Origin of the sequence: Kosakonia sp. H7A, from assembly GCF_003028445.1 — a bacterium.
GTDB lineage: Bacteria > Pseudomonadota > Gammaproteobacteria > Enterobacterales > Enterobacteriaceae > Kosakonia > Kosakonia radicincitans.
In genome coordinates this window covers 21,554-39,817 of the sequence record NZ_PYTZ01000006.1, presented here as the reverse complement: position 1 = coordinate 39,817, position 18,264 = coordinate 21,554, and the positions used below count along the sequence as shown (strand labels likewise).

18 protein-coding genes and 1 tRNA gene are annotated in these 18,264 nt (G+C 52.9%); 16 read left to right on the top strand and 3 right to left on the bottom strand.

Going from position 1 to position 18,264, the window contains the following annotated elements; all coding sequences use genetic code 11:
• The first annotated feature begins 115 nt into the window (after nt 1-115).
• Together CWM66_RS18920 and CWM66_RS18915 are read left to right on the top strand one after the other, a co-directional pair.
• Nucleotides 116-1,753, top strand: a complete 1,638-nt coding sequence (locus CWM66_RS18920; protein WP_007370182.1) for a sensor histidine kinase — start codon at nt 116-118, stop codon at nt 1,751-1,753.
• A complete protein-coding gene (locus CWM66_RS18915) occupies nt 1,743-2,435 on the top strand; it encodes a response regulator (protein WP_007370181.1) in 693 nt (230 codons plus the stop codon). Before CWM66_RS18920 ends, CWM66_RS18915 begins: the two co-directional genes overlap by 11 nt.
• A 30-nt stretch (nt 2,436-2,465) precedes the next feature.
• Here CWM66_RS18915 and CWM66_RS18910 read toward each other — a convergent pair whose 3' ends face one another.
• Nucleotides 2,466-4,601 (bottom strand): ornithine decarboxylase, encoded by a 2,136-nt coding sequence (locus CWM66_RS18910; protein ID WP_107147081.1) that lies wholly within the window; start codon nt 4,599-4,601, stop codon nt 2,466-2,468.
• Between the two features lie 400 nt (nt 4,602-5,001).
• Between CWM66_RS18910 and CWM66_RS18905 the strand changes: the two genes are divergently transcribed.
• Both CWM66_RS18905 and CWM66_RS18900 read left to right on the top strand, forming a co-directional pair.
• On the top strand, nt 5,002-5,718 hold the full coding sequence (locus CWM66_RS18905; protein ID WP_007370179.1) for a DUF554 domain-containing protein: 717 nt from the start codon (nt 5,002-5,004) through the stop codon (nt 5,716-5,718).
• A 105-nt stretch (nt 5,719-5,823) separates the two neighbouring features.
• Nucleotides 5,824-5,899 (top strand) — tRNA-Phe (locus CWM66_RS18900).
• A gap of 277 nt (nt 5,900-6,176) precedes the next feature.
• Here CWM66_RS18900 and CWM66_RS18895 read toward each other — a convergent pair.
• Nucleotides 6,177-7,136 (bottom strand): site-specific integrase, encoded by a 960-nt coding sequence (locus CWM66_RS18895; RefSeq protein ID WP_107147080.1) that lies wholly within the window; start codon nt 7,134-7,136, stop codon nt 6,177-6,179.
• A gap of 34 nt (nt 7,137-7,170) precedes the next feature.
• The gene (locus tag CWM66_RS18890) at nt 7,171-8,757 is read right to left on the bottom strand and encodes a TraI domain-containing protein (RefSeq protein ID WP_107147079.1); all 1,587 of its coding nucleotides are present in this window, start codon (nt 8,755-8,757) and stop codon (nt 7,171-7,173) included.
• A 204-nt stretch (nt 8,758-8,961) separates the two neighbouring features.
• Here CWM66_RS18890 and CWM66_RS18885 point away from each other — a divergent pair, with 204 nt between their 5' ends.
• From CWM66_RS18885 to CWM66_RS18830, 12 genes are all read left to right on the top strand, one after another.
• Nucleotides 8,962-9,522 (top strand): hypothetical protein, encoded by a 561-nt coding sequence (locus tag CWM66_RS18885; protein ID WP_013095250.1) that lies wholly within the window; start codon nt 8,962-8,964, stop codon nt 9,520-9,522.
• 174 nt (nt 9,523-9,696) lie between these two features.
• Nucleotides 9,697-10,686, top strand: a complete 990-nt coding sequence (locus CWM66_RS18880; RefSeq protein ID WP_107147078.1) for a hypothetical protein — start codon at nt 9,697-9,699, stop codon at nt 10,684-10,686.
• A gap of 106 nt (nt 10,687-10,792) precedes the next feature.
• Nucleotides 10,793-11,989: a conjugal transfer protein TraF gene (locus CWM66_RS18875; protein ID WP_107147139.1), complete on the top strand. Its 1,197-nt coding sequence runs from the start codon at nt 10,793-10,795 to the stop codon at nt 11,987-11,989.
• Between the two features lie 72 nt (nt 11,990-12,061).
• A complete protein-coding gene (locus CWM66_RS18870) occupies nt 12,062-12,721 on the top strand; it encodes a hypothetical protein (RefSeq protein ID WP_233218404.1) in 660 nt (219 codons plus the stop codon).
• Nucleotides 12,718-13,194, top strand: a complete 477-nt coding sequence (locus CWM66_RS18865; protein WP_107147077.1) for a hypothetical protein — start codon at nt 12,718-12,720, stop codon at nt 13,192-13,194. Before CWM66_RS18870 ends, CWM66_RS18865 begins: the two co-directional genes overlap by 4 nt.
• 2 nt (nt 13,195-13,196) lie before the next feature.
• On the top strand, nt 13,197-13,703 hold the full coding sequence (locus CWM66_RS18860) for a hypothetical protein (RefSeq protein WP_107147076.1): 507 nt from the start codon (nt 13,197-13,199) through the stop codon (nt 13,701-13,703).
• Nucleotides 13,700-14,185 (top strand): hypothetical protein, encoded by a 486-nt coding sequence (locus tag CWM66_RS18855; RefSeq protein WP_107147075.1) that lies wholly within the window; start codon nt 13,700-13,702, stop codon nt 14,183-14,185. The genes CWM66_RS18860 and CWM66_RS18855 overlap by 4 nt, the downstream gene beginning before the upstream one ends.
• An 11-nt stretch (nt 14,186-14,196) precedes the next feature.
• On the top strand, nt 14,197-14,607 hold the full coding sequence (locus CWM66_RS18850) for a hypothetical protein (RefSeq protein ID WP_107147074.1): 411 nt from the start codon (nt 14,197-14,199) through the stop codon (nt 14,605-14,607).
• Nucleotides 14,608-15,014: 407 nt separating this feature from the next.
• Nucleotides 15,015-15,602: a tyrosine-type DNA invertase gene (locus tag CWM66_RS18840; protein ID WP_107147073.1), complete on the top strand. Its 588-nt coding sequence runs from the start codon at nt 15,015-15,017 to the stop codon at nt 15,600-15,602.
• 511 nt (nt 15,603-16,113) lie between these two features.
• Nucleotides 16,114-16,674: a fimbrial protein gene (locus CWM66_RS28795; RefSeq protein WP_146159940.1), complete on the top strand. Its 561-nt coding sequence runs from the start codon at nt 16,114-16,116 to the stop codon at nt 16,672-16,674.
• Between the two features lie 63 nt (nt 16,675-16,737).
• Nucleotides 16,738-17,316: a fimbrial protein gene (locus CWM66_RS18835; protein ID WP_233218403.1), complete on the top strand. Its 579-nt coding sequence runs from the start codon at nt 16,738-16,740 to the stop codon at nt 17,314-17,316.
• 149 nt (nt 17,317-17,465) lie between these two features.
• Nucleotides 17,466-18,212 (top strand): molecular chaperone, encoded by a 747-nt coding sequence (locus CWM66_RS18830; RefSeq protein ID WP_107147072.1) that lies wholly within the window; start codon nt 17,466-17,468, stop codon nt 18,210-18,212.
• The last annotated feature ends 52 nt before the right edge of the window (nt 18,213-18,264 follow it).

Here is an 18,264-nt window from a genome sequence, read left to right as displayed (position 1 = left end):
CCGTTTTTAAGCACCAGACCACGCTGTGCAAGGGATCACAAGTTTCCAGTAAACTCCGCACGCATGTTAGAAAAGATGCTACATTGGCGCATTGTTGGCTGCCGTGCGTGATGTCATGAAAGTCTCTTTCCAAATCAAACTTTTTATTTCACTGGTGCTTTTTTTCTCCGGCCTCTTCGTTTTATTAGGCGTTTATTATTACAAGGATGTTGGTCGCCAGCTATACCAGGAGATGAGCGCAAGAGCCAAAATACAGGCGGAAGAAATAGCGATCATTCCGAATTTACGCCGGTCGGTTGCTGATAAAGATATTCGAGCCATCGCGCAATTTATGCATAAAGTAGTAGCGCACAGCGATGCAAGCTTTATTGTTATCGGCGATGACAAAGGGCTGCATCTATTTCACTCAGTGCATTCTGATGTCGTCGGAAAAACGTTGATTGGCGGTGACAATGCCGAGGTACTACAGGGAAAAAGTACAACGACCATTCGCAAAGGAGGGCTGGGGATTTCACTACGCAGCAAAGCGCCAATATTTGATGATACCGGGCATGTGGTAGGGATTGTTTCCGTCGGCTACCTGACCAGCTATCTCGACACGATCACACTGGGTAAAGTGATCAACATTTTTATCGCCGCAGTGCTGTTACTGGTCGCACTGTTTGTTTTTTCCTGGTTTTTTACCCGCAGCATCAAAAAGCAGATCTTCTCACTGGAGCCGCGCGAAATTGGCCTGCTGGTGCGCCAGCAGAAAGCGATGATGGAGTCGATCTACGAAGGGGTAATCGCCATTGATAGCGAACTGCGTATTGAGGTGATTAACCAGGCGGCGCGTAAACTGTTGGGTTTAAGCCAGCCGACGCGCGCGCTACGCGGACAAACCATCGCCGAAGTCATTGCACCAGTGCCCTTTTTCGCCCGCGAGGTGATGCTGGAGAATGACACGCACGATGAGATTTGCAGGTTCAACCAGCTGACGGTCATTGCCAGCCGGGTGCGCATTATGCTGGAGAATAAGTTACAGGGCTGGGTGATCACCTTCCGCGACCGCAATGAGATCGACAGCCTCAGCGCGCAACTAAGCCAGGTAAAACGCTATGTCGATAACCTGCGCATTATGCGCCATGAGCAACTCAATCGCATGGCCACGCTGTCGGGGTTGCTGCACATGGAGCGTTACGACGACGCCATTCGCTATATTCAGGCGCAGTCAGAGCATGCGCAGGAACTGCTGGACTTTATCTCATCGCACTTTAGTTCGCCGACATTGTGCGGCCTGTTGTTGGGTAAAGCGGCACGCGCCCGCGAAAAAGGTGTCGAACTGGCGTTTGATCCGTCGTGCCGGATGGATCGCCCCTGCCGCACGCTGGGCGAGGCAGAGCTGATTTCGATCATTGGCAATCTGCTGGATAACGCCATTGAAGCGACACAGCGCGCAGAGTTGCCGCACGAGCCGGTCGAGGTGCTGATCCTGCAGCATGAACACGAGTTGATTATTGAGGTGGCGGATCGCGGCGTGGGGATCGCGCCAGAAATCCGCGAGCACATTTTTGAGCGCGGGATAACCACCAAACGCCGTGGCGATCATGGTATCGGGCTGTACCTGATCGCCAACTATGTCGCGCATGTCGGCGGGTCGATTGAGGTCTCGGCCAACGAACCGCGCGGTACCATTTTCTCTTTGTTTATTCCTGAAACGGGCAACGTACTGCGTCCCGTACCGACCCTGGAAGATCAGAATTATGCAACATGAACTGATAGACGTGCTGATAGTGGAAGATGAACACGCCCTTGCGCAGCTTCATGCGGAGCTTATCGGCAAACATCCGCGCTTGCGGCTGGTGGGAATCGCCTCGTCGCTGGCAGAAGCAAAAGTCATGCTGGACAGCATGCAACCGCAGCTGGTTCTGCTGGATAACTATCTGCCGGATGGCAAAGGCATTACGCTGATTAGCGATACGCAAATTATCCGCGCCAACTGCTCAGTGATTTTTATTACCGCCGCCAGCGACATGGATACCTGTAGCCAGGCGATCCGCAATGGCGCGTTCGACTATATCCTCAAACCGGTGTCGTGGAAGCGGTTGAGCCAGTCGCTGGAGCGCTTTGTACAGTTTGCCGACCAGCAACGGGTGTGGAAAATCGTCGATCAGCAAAACGTCGATTCACTCTATCAATTGCAGGCCAAAAACTACCGCCAGGACAATGGCAGTAAGGGCATTGAGGAGAACACGCTGGCGCTGGTACAAAAGCTGTTTGCCGACGATGCCGAACGCTGTTTTTCCGTTGATGAGGTGGTCAGTGAGACAGGATTAAGTAAAACCACTACCCGTCGCTACCTCGAACACTGCGTGGAGGCTGGTTTTCTGGTGGTCGAGATGCAGTACGGAAAAATCGGCCACCCGCGCCGTATGTATCGCCGGGTGGCCGCGTAATGCTGTCCCTTATCGGACAAAGGAGCGAGGTTACTTCAGCACATAGCCGTACAGGCGTTTGATCCCGTCGGCATCGGTTTCGGAATAGACGCCCTGCAACTCCGGAGAAAAGCCCGGTAGCAGATTGACGCCTTCTTCCAGCGCCAGGAAGTAGCGCTGGACGGCCCCGCCCCACACTTCACCCGGCACCACGCACAGCACGCCCGGCGGGTAAGGCAGCGCGCCTTCAGCGGCGATGCGCCCTTCTGCCTCACTGATACGCACCAGTTCAACGTTACCGCGAATAAACTCGCTGTTGGCGTCCTGAGGATTCATCACCACCGCTGGCAGGCTCTCTTTGCGGAACATCGCTTTTTGCAGATCCTTCACATCAAAGCTGACATACAGATCGTGCATCTCCTGGCACAGCTCACGCAGGGTGTAATCGCGGTAGCGCACCGGGTATTTGTTAAATATAGTCGGCAACACATCGGCGAGCGGCGTGTCATCCTCAATATGCTGTTCAAACTGACCGAGCATCGCCACCAACTGCGCCATCTTCTCTGCGCTCTCGGCTGGCGTCAGCAGGAACAGGATCGAGTTGAGATCGCACTTCTCCGGTACAATGCCGTTCTCGCGCAGGAAGTGCGCCAGAATGGTCGCCGGGATCCCAAAATCGGCGTATTCCCCGGTTTCCGCATCGATACCGGGCGTGGTCAGCAGCAGCTTGCAGGGATCGACAAAGTACTGTTCGCGCGCATAGCCCTCAAAGCCGTGCCATTTGTCACCCGGCTCAAAGCTGAAGAAGCGGCGTTCGCGGGCAATCACCTCGGTGGGATGATCCTGCCACGGGCGGCCAGCGATCTCTGGCGGCACGAAAGGTTTGATCATTTTGCAGTTGGCAATGATCGCCTTGCGCGCTTCGATCCCCAGCGCCACACACTCGGCCCACAGGCGGCGCCCGCTCTCGCCCTGATGGATTTTGGCGTTCACATCCAGCGCGGCGAACAGCGGATAGAACGGGCTGGTCGAGGCATGCAACATAAAGGCGTTATTCAGCCGCTTATGCGGGCAGAATCGCGCCTGACCGCGCAGATGGTTATCCTTCTTGTGGATCTGCGAGGTTTGCGAGAAACCGGCCTGCTGTTTGTGCACCGACTGAGTGACAAAAATACCCGGATCGTTTTCGTTCAGATCCAGCAGCAGCGGCGAGCAGTCCGCCATCATCGGGATAAACTGCTCGTAACCAACCCACGCCGAGTCAAACAGAATGTAATCACACAGGCTGCCAATCTTGTCGATCACCTGACGGGCGTTGTAGATAGTGCCATCGTAAGTCCCAAGCTGGATCACTGCCAGGCGAAACGGGCGTGGATGATCAGCCTTATGCGGTGCGACATCGCGGATCAGATCGCGCAGGTATTTCTCATCGAAACAGTGCTCGTCGATGCCGCCGATAAAACCAAACGGGTTACGTGCCGCTTCCAGGTAAACCGGCGTTGCTCCGGCCTGGATCAGCGCGCCGTGGTGATTGGATTTATGGTTATTGCGATCGAACAGCACCAGATCGCCGCGAGTCAGCAGCGCGTTGGTCACCACCTTATTAGCGGCGGATGTACCATTGAGGACGAAATAGGTTTTGTCAGCGTTAAACACTTTCGCCGCGAATTTCTGCGCATGCTTCGCCGATCCTTCATGGATCAACAGATCGCCCAGTTTGACGTCGGCGTTACACATGTCGGCGCGAAAGACGTTCTCGCCGAAGAATTCATAGAACAGGCGTCCTGCCGGATGCTTTTTGAAAAATTCACCGTGCTGATGACCCGGACAGGCAAAGGTGCTGTTGTCCATCTCGACATACTGGCGCAGCGTATCGAAAAACGGCGGCAGTAAATTGTCTTCATAATCGACGGCGGCTGCTTCCAGCTCCAGCCACTCCTGATCTTTACCAGAGATAACCGCCGTAATGCCTTCCGGCATATCGACCGGCTCACCGGAGAACAAGAATACCGGCACGTTAAAGCCTGTCCGTTTGAGCAGCGCCAGAATGCCGCTACGACTCTCCGCAACTGTTATGACGACTGCCGCCACATCCGTAAAGTCGGTACTCTCCAGCGTCACCACTTCTCGGTGGGTGGAAAGCAGGGATACCAGCTCGCAGCTGACGGCAATTTTCATCGATTTCATAAGCACGAATACCCGTTTCAGGGGAGTAAAAGACCCCGGACGAAGCTGCAGCTTCGCCCAACGAACGTGTCTGACTGGAACCAGCTCCAACCGCCAGACATCAGTAAAAGCAGAACGTCTCTGATCTTACTGTTGTCCTACAGTGAGCGTGCGTTACCCTCACCGCATGGTGAGTGAAGTAGGCGATAAAATGAGACGGGCGCCCGTTTGCGCAGGCGCGCAATCTCTCTGGCTAACGGCTGAATGGTGCGTCATCAGGCGGCCCCGTTGAGGTAGAAGAAAATTCGCGCAATCATGGCACCTTTCCCCCACTGGCGCAACCAACGCAGCCTCAACCGCGCATAAAAATGCTATTCTGCGCGGCATATTATTCAGTTATATGAAACACAGGAGTGATGGCGTGTTAACAGGTCCTTTTATCAATGCCGCCGCCGTATTGATCGGTGGAACAATTGGCGCCTTGCTCAGCCACCGGCTGCCGGAGCGGGTGCGTAATTCAATGCCGTCGATTTTTGGACTCGCCTCGTTAGGTATCGGCATCCTGCTGGTCATCAAGTGCGTGAACCTGCCGGTGATGGTGCTGGCGACGCTGGTGGGTACGCTTATTGGCGAGCTTTGCTACGTGGAACGCGGGATCAGCGGCGGTGTCAACGCGCTGCGCAATCTGGTGCAAAAACGCAAAGACGGTGAAGCCAACAGCGCGCATGAATCTTTTATTCAGAGCCTGGTGGCGATCATCATTCTGTTCTGCGCCAGCGGCACCGGGATTTTTGGCGCCATGCGTGAAGGGATGACCGGCGATCCGAGCATTTTGATCGCCAAAGCGTTTCTCGACTTCTTTACGGCGGTGATCTTCGCCACTTCACTGGGTTTTGCCGTCGCGGTGATTTCCGTGCCGATGCTGATTATTCAACTGACGCTCGCCACCTGCGCAACGCTGATCCTGCCGCTGACCACACCTGCGATGATGGGCGATTTCACCGCCGTGGGCGGTGTTTTACTGCTGGCGACCGGGCTACGTATTTGCGGCATCAAGATGTTTGCGGTGGCGAATATGCTGCCTGCGCTGGTGATTGCGATGCCCGTATCCGCGCTGTGGACGGCATTTTTTGCCTGAGTTAGCGTGTAGTATCAACAAAGTGGTGATAGATTGTGCAGTCCGCTACGAATTAAAGAAATTTCGTTGACGGAGCGTGGGGAATCAGGTTTAATGCGCCCCGTTGCCCGGATAGCTCAGTCGGTAGAGCAGGGGATTGAAAATCCCCGTGTCCTTGGTTCGATTCCGAGTCCGGGCACCACTTCTTCAGAGCCTGTTCGTTAGGGGTTGAGATCCTTAACGGGCATGACAGTGGTCCCCAGCATGATGTTGGTAGTTTGCTTACCGCACCATTGTTGAACACGGGACTTTAAAGTCCGGAGGATGATCCACCATCCTCTGGACTTCTCACATCCATAAAAAACACTTCAGGAACGTATTTACCTTCAGAAATCTTCTCTGTCAATCTTTTGTAAAGATATGGCCCCTCTTTTTTCCTTTTTCATTATCATGAGCTTAGATTTGACTTAAGAATCATCTTAGGCTGCATCAAGCTGTTCAAGCACACTTCTGACTTTCTCTATATCACTCTCAACGTATTGCAGGGTGACCGTCGGCGTGGAGTGTCCGAGTAAGTCCTGTGCCATTTTCAGATTTCGCTCAGGCATGCTCATCAGATTGGTAGCAATGGTATGACGGAACCGGTGAGGGCTTACCACAAAGCCGCATTCGTTTGAAAGACGTCGGAAGAAAGCACGCAACGGCGGATTATCATGATTCTCACTGGTTTCGTTTCTGTGACCTTCGAATCGCGACAGATTAAACAGTTGATCTTCCATTGCTGCGCCACGTTCAAGAGAACGGTTATACAGTCGTTCCAGTCGGGGTTTCAGGTGCCGGGTTATCGGCACAAGATGTTCACGGTGATTTTTTGCGCCCTCCGGCCGTAGACTGATCCAGTTTTGGGCAAAATTTACGTCACAAAGTCGTATATGCAGCAGTTGGTTTTGCCTCATCCCCGTTCTGCGCAAAGCGTCAAGCACGGTGAGCCAGAACCATGCAGGTCTTAACGCGGATTTACGGCTCTCTGCCACTCCATAACGCTCATCAGCCTCCCTCGCTTCCATTAGGAGATATATTTTATTGATTTGCACATCCGTCAGGGTTTTCTTACGTTTTACATCCGGCCGAACCAGTTTACCGTTGAAAGGATTTTTCCTGTGAGAAACATACCCTTCAGAAATAGCAAAATTAAATATTGCTCTCATATGCGTAAGTTTATTATTCCAGGTGATTTTTGCCAGTCCTTCCTCATGAAGGACGTGCCGGCGCCAGTTTAAGACCAGCCTGTCATCAACTTCTTCGGGATTAATATTATCCCCGGCAAAATTGAGGAACGTCCTGAGGACTTTCCGGTAACTCCATTCTGTTGCAACCCTCAGGGTTTTAAAAAAGAAGTAATCATCCAGGACTTTTTCAAATGTCATAACGCCTGCCATATTGACCTCGTAATATTAACTTAACTTCAGCAAATTATTTCTTCGCTGAAAGCCATATACTGTCCGTGGGACAGCTCCCTTTTTTAAAAATAATGTCAGCGTTAATCATGTAGCCTGACACTTTGGTAAAACGACCGCTTTTATCCGGCGTGTCGTATTGATGGTAATGGAATAACCCCTTACCATTTCGTGAATGGTGTACGTTCAGCGCCTCAAAACTTTTCTGCAGCCTGTCCTTGTCGGTAACACTCCCTTCCGCTGTAGAGGTGTGACGGTAAAAACAGGCCGGTGACACCATGAATACAAACTGCGCCAGAACGTGCAGAATGCTGTCCTTTTCATTGACGCTGAGCGTGCCGTCCTCAACGCTGTCCCTGACCCACTCCAGAAATAACGCGCCAGCCTGCTCTTCCTTGTCCATCCCCTCCTCATGCGAAGGGAGTGTACCGGGCGGAAGCACCGTGGCCGGAGGGCTATCAGCACTATCCGCAGGTACATTTTCCGTTACCACAGAGCTTTTCCCTTCTGCCATCAGATCCAGCAATGACAGCAGGTTCTCCGTGGATACCTGCGCCCCACCTCCTTCGCCCGTACTGATGTCGTTTTCTGCAGAAAGCAGTGTTTCCTCAACTGAAAGGGCGGACTCCAGTACCCGTAACGGTGCTGAAGGGACAGAATCGACGGGCGTTTTCTCTCCGTCCTGACTGAAACTGTAGGTCATATCTCCGGTTTTAATTGGCACTGAAACATCCGGAGAATTATCGTTACTGGACAATGGGATAGAGTCAGTTTCATATAATTTAGGGAAGGTATGACCAGTGACAGGCACAACTGTCACAAGGGAGACCGGGTCAGGTGGCTGCCCGGACATAACGGCCGTATCAGAGAGACCACAGCTGCGCAGCGCATCGTTCACAATACTGTTCAGAATCCCGGCTTCCGTGCGACGTCCGGAAAGGAACAGCAGCAGCGTATCGGACAGCGCTGGCCAGCGCTGAAGCCACAGCATAGCGGCCTCAGGCAGGAGCCTGAACGCCACATATACACTGCCCGTCGCACCAGAAGGTTCACCGGCCGGCCTGACCCGCCACGGTTCTCCGGGCACACTCAGCCCCGGATACCAGACACGTCCGCTTTTCAGCGCCCCCTCCACCTGCATCAGCCAGGGCAGGTGATGGAACAGCCCGGCCCAGTAGGCTGCACAGACCCAGCCGGGCGTCTGCTCTGCCTGCTCTTCAGGTGTGGCGCCCGGTGGCAGCATCATGCCACGTACCAGCCTCACAGCACGCGCGGCCACGTTCAGACTGAGTTCATTAAACCCTCCCGGCCCGGAGAACGGACCGGACCAGGCCCCCGGGCAGGCCTGCACCCGTCCCGCCATCTCCTCCAGTGGCCTGAACCACCAGGCTTCCGTAACCTGCTGTGAAAGCGGGCTGTTTTCTGTAAGCACCCGGATAAGGCGACGGTATTCGTCTGCCTGCAGCAGTGATCTGCCCGTCTGAGCAGGGCGCCAGCCATCATCAGCAACAGTCCGGGACGGCGTGGCACCCGCCGGTGGCCTCTCTCCGGGCCGTTTTTCCTGTCTGCTCCTGCCTGTTAACCAGTTAAGTCCACGCACCATCACCTCCGCCGGAATATGCCTGCTGAAAATGACGCTACGCTAAAAGCCCCCCTGATAATTGCAACCGGAAACCCTGAACCGCCCCTGACAGAAATCCTGCTTGTGAAAATATTCAGAAGTGGTTTCAGATTTTCAGGGTGCCGGGACCAGAGGAGGAATGCTCTCCTGCACGCCTCTGTTAACACCGTTATCGGGAGTCTGTTCATGCAGCAAGCCTGTGTTTTTTCTTTTTTCCTGCTATGGCTGGGTTTGTCCGGCGTGATGGGTCTGGAGATCACCGGCGGCGTTCCCTGCTCCGGTTTTTATCTGGTCTGGGTGCTGCTGTCCGGCCTCCCCTTCCTGCTGCGCCCGCTCGCATGGGCAGAGCGTCGTTTCAGGCCGAAGATGACGCTGATAAGCCAGCACGGAAAGCGGGCATGGGTTCACCTGGCCCCCTGGCAGCCCACCACCGACCTGACGCCGTCGCGTGTCTGTCTGTTCTGGCAGAACGTGAACGCCTCAACCTGTCAGGCACTGGAAACACACCGCACCGTTATCATCTCATCGCACCTGCTGACCGGTATACGTGCCCGCAGGCTACTGGCCCACACCACGGAATATGGACTCACGGTCCGCAGCCGTATTTATCAGATTCCTTTTACTCCCTGGAAAAGAGCACTGATGCAGCTCGAAATCCTTTTCCGGCAGTGGCGCTGGCGCACGGACTTCCGCAGGGACTGGCCCGTGCTGGTCCTCCGGCGAAAATCTTTAAACACGGAAAAATAATTTCCCCTGTCAACAGTCTGCGCGCCGTTTCACACTGGATACATGCATGTATTCGATCTGAACGATCGATTTTATCCGTTATACATCCGCATTTTCGCGGCGTAACGTATTCACACCGGATACATATAAATAAACCGATGAAAATTAGACTGTTAGCCAACACCAGGACTTTTTATGAAGCATCTGAATATGACATCCCTGCTGGCAAGGATCGCCCTTGAACGGGACGACGAATTGCTGCAGCTGACCGCCGCAATGTCCGACGGAAAGAAAACATCCGGTAACCCGATGGCCATCCGTTTCAAACCTGCTGTGGGGGATTTTATCATCCTCATGTCAGGTCGTCTGGGTATCTCGGCTGCGGCTCTCGTGAATATTATGATTGAAGGCGTCATGCGTGAAACCCTCACACCGCATCAGGCCGCCGTTACCCGCATCCCTGAACGTTTCTGGCTGTTGATGGACGAATACAATCTGTCATCTCCGGAGGTGGCCCATCTGCTTGCGGACTGGAACATGAGCCTGGGTGTGCTGGAAAACCGGGAAAGAACGCTCGGTTACATGACCGCGCCCCTGCTGGAAAAATTGTCTGAATGGTTTTATGTCAGTACCGGGTGGCTCTCGGGCAAAATCGTCCCTCCGGTCCGGATTACCGTATTTCCTGACTGGCTCGATGCAGCCCGGTTATTAACGTGCAGAATTCAGGAAATCAATCCGGAAGATTTTATCGCCCGGCCGGATCTCTTTTTTATTCGAAAAAAAGAGCAGGATGATATTTTCCTGTTTATTCGCCGGTACACAACCATTAACGACACAAGGTTCCGTGTTGTGGAATGTGCTGGCCGTTGTTCAGTATCCGGTGAGTCAGGGAAACAATTTACTTTATTCCTGGCCCTGTGCGGATTGCTGTTTAAAGCCGAAGTCCTCTTCCTTGTCGATACCTTTATTGATTCAGGGAACATTCTGGATTCAATGATATCCGGGGAAGTACTTCCGCCGGCAGCATTAAGGGAAATACAAAAACCCTTCCACGATACTCACGGAAAATATACCCAAAGGATCTGGAGCACTGACGAAAGGGAACCTTTCCTTAATCCGGATAATTTTATAAATGATGAATGGAGAAAGATAGCGGAAGACATTATTTCAACCCGTTCCATCTGAATTCACTGAATAGCCCGTTTTAACTGGCGCGCCAGCGTCAGGGGATTCTTTTGCCTTAAACACCATAAATGAGAAAAGGAAATAAATGATGAAAGCTTCAGTTTCAATGATTACACGCTGCATTTCTGTTGCCCTGCTGGTTTCTGCGGTGCCGTCAGTCTATGCAGCCACAGGCTGGATGGAAGCACGGGGGGACGCAATGGGGGGCACCGGCGTGGCATCAGCACACTACGGTACCGCGGCGCTGTCCAACCCGGCGCTGTTGACGCATTTTGGACCAACCGATGATTTCAGCCTGGTGCTGCCGTCTGTCGGCGCGCAAGTCTCTGATCCCGATAACACGGTGGACAAAGCGGATGATGTGAAAGACCTGTGGGACCGTTTTGATGCAGCCGCCGACAGCCAGTCCGGTGTCAGCGAAAGCGCAGCGGCACTTAAAAATAAACTGCAGGATCTGAAAGATACTCATGCCAATGGTCAGGTCGGTGCCTCTGTAGTGGCAACCGTGCCAAATCAGACCCTGCCTTTTGCGGTAGTCGTGAAGTCCTGGGGGACAGTGTCTGTTGAGGGTAAGGTCAGTGACCATGACCTGGATTATCTCGATAAGGTGGCTGATGGCGACATCCCTCCATCCGCTGTAGACAAGAATTCCCTGACCTCGAAAGCTTATGGCCGTGCAGCCGTTATCACCGATGTCGGGGTAGCAATGGCACATGAGTTTGAAACTGCTGGTCAGAGATGGTCCCTGGGCATCACCCCGAAATATCAGCGTATTGACCTGTTTAACTACAATGTCTCCGTTCGCGATTTCGATAAGAGCGATATCCATTCCGGCGATTACCGCAACACAAAAACGGGTTTTAACGCTGACCTGGGACTGGCAACGGATCTGACTGACAACTGGACTCTGGGTCTGGCAGTCCTGAACGTCATTCCCCGTTCCGTTGAGACCAAACCGGTAAATGGCTCGACCGGGACATTCAAAGTTAAGCCGCAGGCTACGGCCGGAGCTGCATGGCACAGCGGTTTTATCACAACGGCGCTCGATGTCGACCTGACTGAAGCCAGCCGTTTCGATACCGACAAAAAGCGTCAGTTTGCAAGCGCTGGCGTCGAGCTGAATGCGTGGAGCTGGATGCAGGTTCGTGCAGGTTACCGCCAGAACATCATTTCGAACGATGGCTCCGCCTTCACGGCCGGGCTCGGTTTCTCGCCTTTTGATGTGGTCCATCTGGACATCACGGGCATTGCCGGCACCGATCGTACTTACGGTGCAGTCGCCCAGATGCAGTTCACCTTCTGATTCAACAAGACCGGGGCAACAGAGGATAAGCCCCGGGATTTCACTTCCTGAAGACGTCAAAAGGGTAATACCATGATAAAAATGTTCTCCGTTGTCTCTCTGACGACTCTTTTATTAACGCTGACCGGCTGTAGCGGCAGTTCCCCCTTAAACGACCTCAGCCTCAGCAGGCTGACATCGCTTATCAACCCTGTGAGTCAGCAGCAGACACAAAACAGTGCTGAACCGAACCAACGTAATTACGTCGGCCAGTTTTATGGCCCTATACCGATTCCAGCTGAAACTGTAGCCATGCGTCTGAAACAGCATTACGGGTTTGTATCGGACATTGATGTCGCTGCTGCACATAACAGCGGTCAGGGAAATGCAGGCTGGTCAGCATCGGCGATCTCAGAAGGCACCAGTTGGGAGGCACAGCCGGGCAGCTATTATCGCATGAGCCGGAACTGGGCCGGAAATGACCGCCTGACACTCGAAATCCGGGGGAACAGTAAAGAGAGCTTTATTACAGCAACCTATATATCTTCCAATCCGGAGCACCTGAAGGATGCCTGGACAGCACGTCTGTGGAAAGAAATCCCTGTAGTTGCTGGCGGCTCTCACAAAACGTCCCGACTGACAATTGTTGCCACAACTAGCCTGGAGGCGATGAACCGTGCGATTGAAATCAACCCGTACAGCAAAACTCTCGATATCAAAATCATAACCTACAGGAAAGGCGGTGCAGTATGAATAACGACGTGCTGACACTGATGCTGACAGCGGCGGCGGCGAAGTACCTTTCAACATTCGCAGATCACCGAAACAATCCCACAAATTATGAAGCGCTGACTGCATGGGATAATGCCACCAGTGAGTTTATGGCATTAGTGAATAACGACGAATTAAACATCATCGCATCGCTGCTTGCAGGGCGCGAAGCTGACAAAACCGATAATTCTCAACTGCGCCAACGCATCGCCGATCTAGAAGCCCGCCCGGTTGCGCCGTTCGACTTCAAAGAGACCACTGACGCAGACTACTGCCGGGAGTGGGCATGGCGTGCAATCAAGAAAGACCTCCCTACTGAACACTGGAAAGCCGGGGAGAACGGGACATTCTATGCATTTTACCTGATGGGATGGCATGCACGTTTACAGTACAACGAACAACGTCGCTCTGAATATGCTCAAATCGCAGGCATCATTCTGGAAAGGAGGGAGTAAATATGGCTTTGACGCATGACGAACTTTGCCGGATTGCCTGTCGCTTTCTTCAGAACAACGGATTCAGGGTGGCGTTTCACGATCGCTTCGTTGCCGCCGTCGCATCAGGTGAACAGCCTGACGCTATAGGATTTCGCAACCTTGCCTCATGCCTGATTGAGGTTAAGTGTTCCCGAGCTGATTTCCTTGCCGATCACAAGAAAAGTTTCCGCATCGACCCTGAAATGGGCATGGGCGACTGGCGATTTTTTATGGCTGAACCTGGAATTATCGACGTTGCCGATTTACCTCCGGGATGGGGGCTGCTGCATTTCAGAAATGGGCGCGTGTATAAGGTGCATGGCTGGCCGGGTAATGCGATGTGGTGCACGAAAGCTAATAAGCCGTTTCAGGCAAACAAGCAGGCCGAATGTGACTACATGTACAGTGCGCTGCGCCGCATGCAGATTCGCGGGTATCTGAACGAAGTATATGACGGTGTCGTGGTTAACAAGCAGGAGACCGTATGAACACAAAACTAAACCGGAAGCGGCTGGAAGAAATTGCAAAACTGGAGGGGTGGAAACTGGTTCCGGAACAAATGCACCTGAACGCTGGCGCTATCGAATGCATCTGCTCACAATGCGGTGATGGCGGTAAAATCTACGGCAATTTTACGGCGGGTATTCTGTGGATTGGAGAGGTGCTGACGGACGACTGCAACGGCATTAAGTATGGACTGAACATATCATCAGCCGAATATCCGGAAAAAGGCACGATCAACATTTATGAGTTCGACAATCCCCTTCGTAGCCATTCTGCGGTTACCAGAGAAAATACCGGTATGAAGTATTACCACCACCTTATTTATACCTTCAGGCTGACCAGACTTCTGCTGAGAAGAGAAATCCCGCTGCGAATATTTATTTTTGCTTTACAGACAAAACCAGGAGCCGTCGCCGGTAAGCATGGTTCTTATATTGTAGACCCGTTCTACGATGACCTGGGTTAAAAGGCTACAGAATGAAAATTAACATCAGATTTTCAAGATTATTTTTACTTGCGATCCCATTAGCCATATATGGCACGGAGTTACTATTTTGGTATGTCATGATGAAAAAAAATATATTCCCGCCGGAATACATAAGCTGGCGGGTTACTATCCTGTTAACATTTGTATGGATATTCGGATTTGCGCTCTATTTGTGTGAGAACGCTGAAAAATGGCCTTTACTTCTTATGAAGCTATTCAGTCCCGTTGCTGGCTATATTTTAGTGGCATGTGTAGCAACTCTGGATGCATTCGTAATGTGGGATATAAAAGCATTCACTGACAATTACGTAGACTTATTTCGCCCTGGTTTTGTTGGCAGCTATATTATCCCACTCATCGTTTCTTTATTCGTAATCTTCGATAACTTTTCAGATATGTGAAAAGGAAAGGCCACATTTATTCGTGGCCTTTGGTTCAGTCTGAGCTTTCATGCAACAGTTGCATTCATTCTCTTCTGCAGCAGGAAACTCCAGTTCCCCATGTAATGCGCGGGCGTGTGAAGTATTCACCGGCGCTCATCGTTCAGTGAATGGCCACTCGCCACCCTCACCGTTCTCATGTACCGTCACCAGGCGGGCAAGGACCGGCTGACAGGTGTTCCGTGAAGCACAGCCTGTAATAACTCGCGCTCAGGAAGCGTCCGGTATTACGCCGTGGCACCCTTTTCAACCTTCTTTGAGTTATTTACTTAACTTTAGCCTTTCTGATGTAATATCCCGGCCCGGCTGATTTTCAGCCTGTTTATAACGGGTATCTGAAACCCGTGAAGTCATTTGAGAGGTATGACATGACAGCGCGTAAATTTTTGACCATGCGTGAGGTGGAGGGACTTATCAGGGTGGTACAGGACGGGCAGACCGGCGCCCGCGACTGCTGCCTGATTCTGCTGGCATTCCGCCACGGTTTTCGCATCAGTGAACTGCTCAATCTGAATTTTAAGGACCTGGACCTGAACGAGGGACGCATCTTCATTCGTCGTCTCAAGAACGGCCTGTCGACCATTCATCCCCTGATGAAGGACGAACTCCGGGCGCTGAGAGACTGGAAGGAGGAGCGCACCGCGTGGAAGGCTGACAGCGAGCCGGAGCGGGTGTTTATCTCACGTCGCGGCAGCCGGCTTTCCCGCCAGCAGGCCTGGCGCATTATCAGCCAGGCCGGTGAGAAGGCCGGGACGGTAATCGGGACCTACCCGCATATGCTGAGGCATGCCTGTGGCTATGAGCTTGCCGAGCGGGGGACGGACACGCGGCTGATACAGGATTATCTGGGACACCGAAACATAAGACATACTGTACGATACACCGCGGGCAATGCTGCACGTTTTGCGGGCATCTGGGATAAAGAAAATATTCTTGACAGGAATAACAATCAGTGAGGCGGAGAAAAAACAGACTAAAAGTGGTCAAATAACGACCTGTGAGTGAACAATTGGGGCCAAACTGTTTACAGTTTCGGATAAATCTTTTTTTTTGGCAATACTTTGTTGTGTTTTTTTTAACGCAAAAACATAACCCTCTGTATAACAATCATTTTTTCTCTTATGAAATTTACCTCACGTTTACATTAGCTGCGACAGTCCTGCTCTCTCGCCGCCCGGTTATCCGTCCTCAGCATACACTTTTCCCTCCGGTATTCCGTCTTTCAGAGTATTACTCCATGAATCTCTGCCTGATTTCCATTGCCAGAATTTAACTCCAAAAAATACAGCTATTCCAGTCAGGAATATAATGAAACAGTTTGGCCCCAACTGTTTCATCAGTGCGGGAAAAACGAGCGGAAACGAGGACTTGCTTTCAGGCAGTGTTTAGTAGCTGGCAAAAGGCAGTCGCGGTGACCGCTGTGCATTTCATGACCATGAAACGTTAATTTACTTAAAGGAAAACAGTATGAAAAAGATCATTGCACTTTCCGCACTGATGGCCGCTTTGGCATCAGCTAATGCAATGGCAGTGGATGCGAACGTGACATTCACCGGGAGTGTCACATCAAGCACCTGCACCATGAACGCATCCGATGCTTCTAAGTCATTGACAGTCCCAGATATTTCTGCGGCCGCTCTTACGGCTCAAGGTACTGCATGGGGGAACGCTACAGCGACAACAAACATTACATTCACAAGCTGCCCTGCCTCGGTGTCGGCTTTGAAAGTTGCCTCCATCACCAGTACCGGTACTCAGTATACATCGGGTACTAACTCAAATTATCGCTACACACCAGCAAGTGGTTCAGCAACGGGTTTCTATACAGTAATCGGACTGGGTACTAATAAATTAGCACAACCAGCAGACGGTTCAGTGCTCTCATGGTCAGTGGCTCCGACCAGTGGCACCGCTGTTGTTCCTGTAACTGTTGGCCCTCAGGCATACACTGCTGTTGTTTCATCTGCAGCCGCACCAACAGCAGGTAATTACAGCACCAGTTACACCCTGACGTTCGCTTGGAGCTAATTCATCACTCCGTATTTTCCAAAGAACTAAACAGAACTTCGGCTTTATTAAAGGATAATATCCATGAACAACTCCATGCTTAAAAAGTCCCTGCTGGCCACCGCCCTGATGATTGCAGCCCACGGAGCCCTGGCGGCAGCACCAACCTCGGTAATTAATGTCACCGGCAACATCACCACTCAGACCTGTACTGTCGCATCCGGTGACATGAATAAAACTGTCGCATTGACCTCTAACGGGGATACGCAACTGCAGAATGCCACCAACCTGATCCCGGTAACCTTCTCCTTCGGGATCAGCGGCTGCGCCAGCACTCTGACTAAAGCTACTGCCACCATCGGTGGTACTACTGCCAGTTCTGATGTGACCGGCTACGGTACCAACGGTGTGATCGCAAGTACTGGAACAGCCACCAACGTCGGTATCGGCTTCCTCGGCGCCACTTCCGTAAGTTCCTCCCCGGCAGGCGTGCTGCCGGTTGGTTCCGCTTCGGCGGTCGCCCCGCTGGCAGCAGTCGGCTCGGCCACCACCAACAGCGGTACGCTCTACCTGGGCGCACAGATTGTGCCGCTGGTCAAGGCCACACTGCCGGTGGCGGGTACCGTGGCAGGCACGGCTACCGTGACCTTCACCTACTCCTGATGTGACGGCAGACAGGCTGGCTTAGCGGTCTGTTCTGCCTCACACCATCCGGACCGCCCGTACGGGCGGTCTTTTCAGTGGTTACTTTTTAAGCCGGCCCGGGGCCGGATGGCCTCCTTTTTGCCCGGCGTCACGACAGAGACCAGACCATGCATAACAGACTGCGCTTCATGACGGCTCCGATTTTCACCCTGCTGCTGACCACCTCGCTCGTAACCGGTAGTGTACAGGCCGCCTCTGGTGACCAGGGCGGCATCTCGCTCGGCAACACCCGCGTGATTTATAACGAAAAAGACGGCGGGGCCAGCGTGCGTGTTATCAACAGTTCCACCGCCCCATTCCTTATCCAGTCCTGGGCGGATAACTACCGGGGCCAGGGCGGCTGGGAAAAAGCGACACCACTGGCACAGGGGACCTTTATCGTTACCCCGCCACTCTTCCGACTCGACAAGGGGGAGAACAGTGTCCTCATACGCCGCGCCGGTGGAGACCTCCCGGTGGATCGGGAGTCGGTATTCAGCCTCAACGTCAAGGCCATCCCGCAGACCGAGAAACCGGACCCGAAGTCCAACTACATCCAGTTTGCCTTCGTTAACAGCATCAAGCTCTTCTGGCGCCCGACAGGTCTGCCCGGCACGCCGGCAGACGCCTGGAAACAGCTGACCTTTAAACGCCAGGGCGACCGTCTCGAGGCAGTGAACCCGTCGGCCTACCACATCACCGTCAAGACACTGAAAGTGGGCAGCGTCACACTGCCTGACCCCGATAACCGGATGGTGCCGCCGAAAGGGACCCAGAGCTGGCCGCTGCCGGCCGGCGCCGCCGGCCAGGTGACCTACACCACCATCAGCGACTTTGGCGGCCTGACCCCGCCGCTGACCACGACCCTGCAGTAACCTCAACCGGGAGCAAGCACATGCGTGTGAGAACAGGAAGTGACTCGGTGCC

Bases quoted from the DNA above. Each gene is read 5' to 3' on its own strand.
- CWM66_RS18885 (WP_013095250.1), top strand. From the start codon at position 8,962: ATGCAGCAAGCCTGTGTTTTTTCTTTTTTCCTGCTATGGCTGGGTTTG.
- CWM66_RS18860 (WP_107147076.1), top strand. From the start codon at position 13,197: ATGGCTTTGACGCATGACGAACTTTGCCGGATTGCCTGTCGCTTTCTT.
- CWM66_RS18910 (WP_107147081.1), bottom strand. From the start codon at position 4,601: ATGAAATCGATGAAAATTGCCGTCAGCTGCGAGCTGGTATCCCTGCTT.
- CWM66_RS18920 (WP_007370182.1), top strand. From the start codon at position 116: ATGAAAGTCTCTTTCCAAATCAAACTTTTTATTTCACTGGTGCTTTTT.
- CWM66_RS18840 (WP_107147073.1), top strand. From the start codon at position 15,015: ATGACAGCGCGTAAATTTTTGACCATGCGTGAGGTGGAGGGACTTATC.
- CWM66_RS18890 (WP_107147079.1), bottom strand. From the start codon at position 8,757: ATGGTGCGTGGACTTAACTGGTTAACAGGCAGGAGCAGACAGGAAAAA.
- CWM66_RS18870 (WP_233218404.1), top strand. From the start codon at position 12,062: ATGATAAAAATGTTCTCCGTTGTCTCTCTGACGACTCTTTTATTAACG.
- CWM66_RS18855 (WP_107147075.1), top strand. From the start codon at position 13,700: ATGAACACAAAACTAAACCGGAAGCGGCTGGAAGAAATTGCAAAACTG.
- CWM66_RS18850 (WP_107147074.1), top strand. From the start codon at position 14,197: ATGAAAATTAACATCAGATTTTCAAGATTATTTTTACTTGCGATCCCA.
- CWM66_RS18830 (WP_107147072.1), top strand. From the start codon at position 17,466: ATGCATAACAGACTGCGCTTCATGACGGCTCCGATTTTCACCCTGCTG.
- CWM66_RS28795 (WP_146159940.1), top strand. From the start codon at position 16,114: ATGAAAAAGATCATTGCACTTTCCGCACTGATGGCCGCTTTGGCATCA.
- CWM66_RS18875 (WP_107147139.1), top strand. From the start codon at position 10,793: ATGATTACACGCTGCATTTCTGTTGCCCTGCTGGTTTCTGCGGTGCCG.
- CWM66_RS18895 (WP_107147080.1), bottom strand. From the start codon at position 7,136: ATGGCAGGCGTTATGACATTTGAAAAAGTCCTGGATGATTACTTCTTT.
- CWM66_RS18880 (WP_107147078.1), top strand. From the start codon at position 9,697: ATGAAGCATCTGAATATGACATCCCTGCTGGCAAGGATCGCCCTTGAA.
- CWM66_RS18915 (WP_007370181.1), top strand. From the start codon at position 1,743: ATGCAACATGAACTGATAGACGTGCTGATAGTGGAAGATGAACACGCC.
- CWM66_RS18865 (WP_107147077.1), top strand. From the start codon at position 12,718: ATGAATAACGACGTGCTGACACTGATGCTGACAGCGGCGGCGGCGAAG.
- CWM66_RS18835 (WP_233218403.1), top strand. From the start codon at position 16,738: ATGAACAACTCCATGCTTAAAAAGTCCCTGCTGGCCACCGCCCTGATG.